This window comes from Arthrobacter sp. 18067 (genome assembly GCF_902706295.1).
Classification (GTDB): Bacteria; Actinomycetota; Actinomycetes; order Actinomycetales; family Micrococcaceae; genus Arthrobacter.
In genome coordinates this window covers 1-2,943 of record NZ_CACSJJ010000054.1, presented here as the reverse complement: position 1 = coordinate 2,943, position 2,943 = coordinate 1, and the positions used below count along the sequence as shown (strand labels likewise).

2 protein-coding genes and 1 rRNA gene are annotated in these 2,943 nt (G+C 65.0%); 1 reads left to right on the top strand and 2 read right to left on the bottom strand.

Annotated elements, in window-relative coordinates:
* Positions 1–9: 9 nt before the first annotated feature.
* A 5S ribosomal RNA gene (rrf, locus tag GVL04_RS24030) occupies positions 10–126 on the top strand.
* Positions 127–444: 318 nt separating this feature from the next.
* On the opposite strand, the gene GVL04_RS24025 is transcribed toward rrf, so the two are convergent.
* Together GVL04_RS24025 and GVL04_RS24020 are read right to left on the bottom strand one after the other, a co-directional pair.
* Positions 445–2,025 carry an HNH endonuclease gene (locus GVL04_RS24025; protein WP_159709164.1) on the bottom strand — a complete coding sequence of 527 codons (1,581 nt, stop codon included), beginning with the start codon at positions 2,023–2,025 and terminating at the stop codon, positions 445–447.
* Between the two features lie 188 nt (positions 2,026–2,213).
* The gene (locus GVL04_RS24020; protein WP_159709163.1) at positions 2,214–2,807 is read right to left on the bottom strand and encodes an HhH-GPD-type base excision DNA repair protein; all 594 of its coding nucleotides are present in this window, start codon (positions 2,805–2,807) and stop codon (positions 2,214–2,216) included.
* Positions 2,808–2,943 lie beyond the last annotated feature (136 nt).

Here is a 2,943-nt window from a genome sequence, read left to right as displayed (position 1 = left end):
TAACAAGGTTACGGCGGTCATAGCGTGGGGGAAACGCCCGGTCCCATTCCGAACCCGGAAGCTAAGACCCACAGCGCCGATGGTACTGCACCCGGGAGGGTGTGGGAGAGTAGGACACCGCCGGACAACCATTAAGGTCGAGACCCCCCAACCCCTCACCGGGTTGGGGGGTCTCCCACTTTAACCACCCACACACCCCAACACCGCCGACAGCGATCATGCTCCCATCCAGGCGTCTGCTCATCCGGTGTCGGTATGGAACTTTTCTTCGCCAACCATGGGTCTCCGCTAAGTGGAGGCCCTTTTGTCGTTAACCCCGGACATTGCCGGGCCCCTGTCTAGCGGCAGAGTGGCTATCCCAACATCCCTAGGCTGCAATGCCATTCGCCCTTTGCCGAAAGCTTTGCCTGGTGTGTAACAGCGGTTTGGGCCGCCTCGGTGTCTCTAGAAGGCCACGCCCATGGGTGCCGCTGCAAGTTCCGGAGGGGATTGTGCCAACAGGGCCGGTATGGCTATCTGGTAGCCAGGCAGAGGTGAGGCTTTGGAGCGGTACGCGTGTCCGGCGGGCGTGCGGATTTCCAGGGTGTGTCTTTCCCCGGGCATGGTGCCTGCGCTCCAGCCGGTGTTTTCTTTGGTGTGGTTGCAGGCTTCGCAGAGTCCGGCGCCGTTGCTCAGGGTGGTGGTGCCGCCGGAATGCCAAGGGACGATGTGGTCGATGTGGCGGATGGGCGCGTCGCAATACGGGGTGCGGCAGGTGTCATCACGGGTTTCGATGAAGCGTCTGAGCCGCGGCGGGAAGAGTCTGGCTTTGGAATCCATGGTCAGGAGCTCGCCCGTGGTTGGCGCGGTGTAGAGCCGGCGGACCCAGATCTCGAACTCGCGATCCTGCTCCGGCGGGTCTTCGTGCCGCATTGGGTGTTCCTTGCCCCTCGGCAGTTCGTGCCTTATCGGGTCTTCCCAGCCCCGAGGCCCAGGCGGGGCGGTCCGCGAATCCCTGCCCGGCGCGGCCCCGAAGCCCGACGGCGGGTTCTGCTGTGGCGAGGACTCAGGGACTGTTGTGGGCATGTGTCCGTGTGGTTCCGCCTTTGCTGCACCGATGAGGGTTCTGGCCCATTCTGCGGGGACGATTCCGTATCCATTGAGCCGGGCCGGTTCGCTGTCGCCCTGGAAGAGGGTTCGGTCGGTCATGACGAGCTGGAGGTCGATTCCGCTGATCCCGCCGCGCCTGCCGGTGATGCGCTCGATGAGGGTGTCGGCCATGACCTGGCCCCGGATCCGGGGGTCCCCGGCCGAACGGGCCGAGTCAGCAGCACGGGTCAGAGCGGCGTACGCTGCCACACCCTGGGCCACCGGGAGTAGCGCGGTCAGGTAGGTCATGGTGTCCGGCGCGGGACGCAGGCTGACGGTCCGCTCGGACGCGGCGTGGCTGGCTCGTTGGGCAACGGAACGCGGATCACGCCGGTACGCTGCCGCTTTCGCGGCGGCAATGATCGCTTTATCTCCGGCGCCGTCGAACGTGCCGGTGTCGGCGGCGAGTTCCTCGTCCACGGCGCACCGGTCCTCCACAGACAGGCATGCTGTTTCCTTGACGAGCAGCGTGGCCCGCCATTCATTCAACTGGCCTGATTCCAGTGCCGCCATGGTGTGCGGCATCTCCATCACCAGCGCCTTCGCCAACCCCAGAAGACGGGACCCCCGGTTCGGGGACTCCCGCCGGGCCAACGCGACCTGCGCCCCAACACCGTGGCCCCGGTCGGACGCGGGGACGCCGGCCTCGGCTTGTTCCTGCCGCTGGGCCAGGTCAAAGGCCACCGCTGCACGGGCCTGCAACCCCACGATGACTGACTTCAGGTCTTCCAACCCGCGGATCTGGTCGATCAACTCCCGGCCACCGGCACCGAGGGGGATCGCGCCCAGGAGCGTGATGAGATCAGAAACCTGAGGCGTGGTCTCGTCGGTCCAATGCCTCGAGACAGGAACAAGCGCCGCGTCTGGCGGTGTCTGCGTGTCCCGAATCTGCTCCATGCCTCAACTCTTCCAGCAGGCATACGGCGCCCATAAGGCCCCAACCTCCCTATGTGGAAACCAGGTTCTATGTGGAAATCAGGCAAGCTTCGGCAAGCCGTCGCTTTCTACCGGGTTCGTCTTTGGCATGGGGCGGTCACTCGCTCTACGTGCCGCGAAGGCACTCGGGAATGAGGCGCTCGGCGGAACTAGGCGCTTGGCGACTTTGCAGCCTTGGCGGCCGCCTTGGCCGCTTGCTTGCTGGCGCGTACCTTGACCAGGGAGTTCGGGTCCACAATGTCTGCCACTGACAAGTAGGAACCTTCCTCGCCGTAATGGCCAGCGGCTTCCCTCCACCCTGGGGCCTGCAGACCGCATTGCTTTCCCAGCAGGGCCAGGAATATCTTTGCCTTCTGTTCGCCGAAGCCAGGCAAAGCCTTGAGCCGGCGGAGAACCTCAGCGCCGTCGGGGCTGCCGTTGGTCCAGATGGCGGACGCGTCACCATCCCAGTCGCGGTGTACTGTCTCCGCGAGAGCTTGGACCCTGCCTGCCATGGAGCCGGGGAAGCGGTGGACGGCCGGTCGTTCCTTGAATACCTCCACGAAACCGGCGGGGTCATGCTCAGCTATGACGGCGGGGTCCAGGGAGCCGAGGCGGGTGCGGATCTTCTCGGGCCCAGCAAAGGCCGACTCCATAGTGACTTGTTGGTCGAGCAACATTCCCGTCAGCAACGCAAAGGCGTCGTCGCTTAGCAGTTGGTCGGCGGCGGCATCTCCTGTGATGTGCAGTTCCATGCCGTCCATCCTCCCACCATGCGGCGTCGCCGTCATGGGTCGCCGGATGACTGCCCACCGGGCGGACCGCATAGCCGCCGCTCACCAGCGCTGTTCGGGTGTTCGACGGCGGTTTGGTGGGGGTTTTGTGGGTGGTTTTGGTGTG

What these genes read in the sequence shown, in the direction of transcription:
- GVL04_RS24025 (WP_159709164.1), bottom strand. Translation starts at nt 2,025, where the DNA reads ATGGAGCAGATTCGGGACACGCAGACACCGCCAGACGCGGCGCTTGTT.
- GVL04_RS24020 (WP_159709163.1), bottom strand. Translation starts at nt 2,807, where the DNA reads ATGGACGGCATGGAACTGCACATCACAGGAGATGCCGCCGCCGACCAA.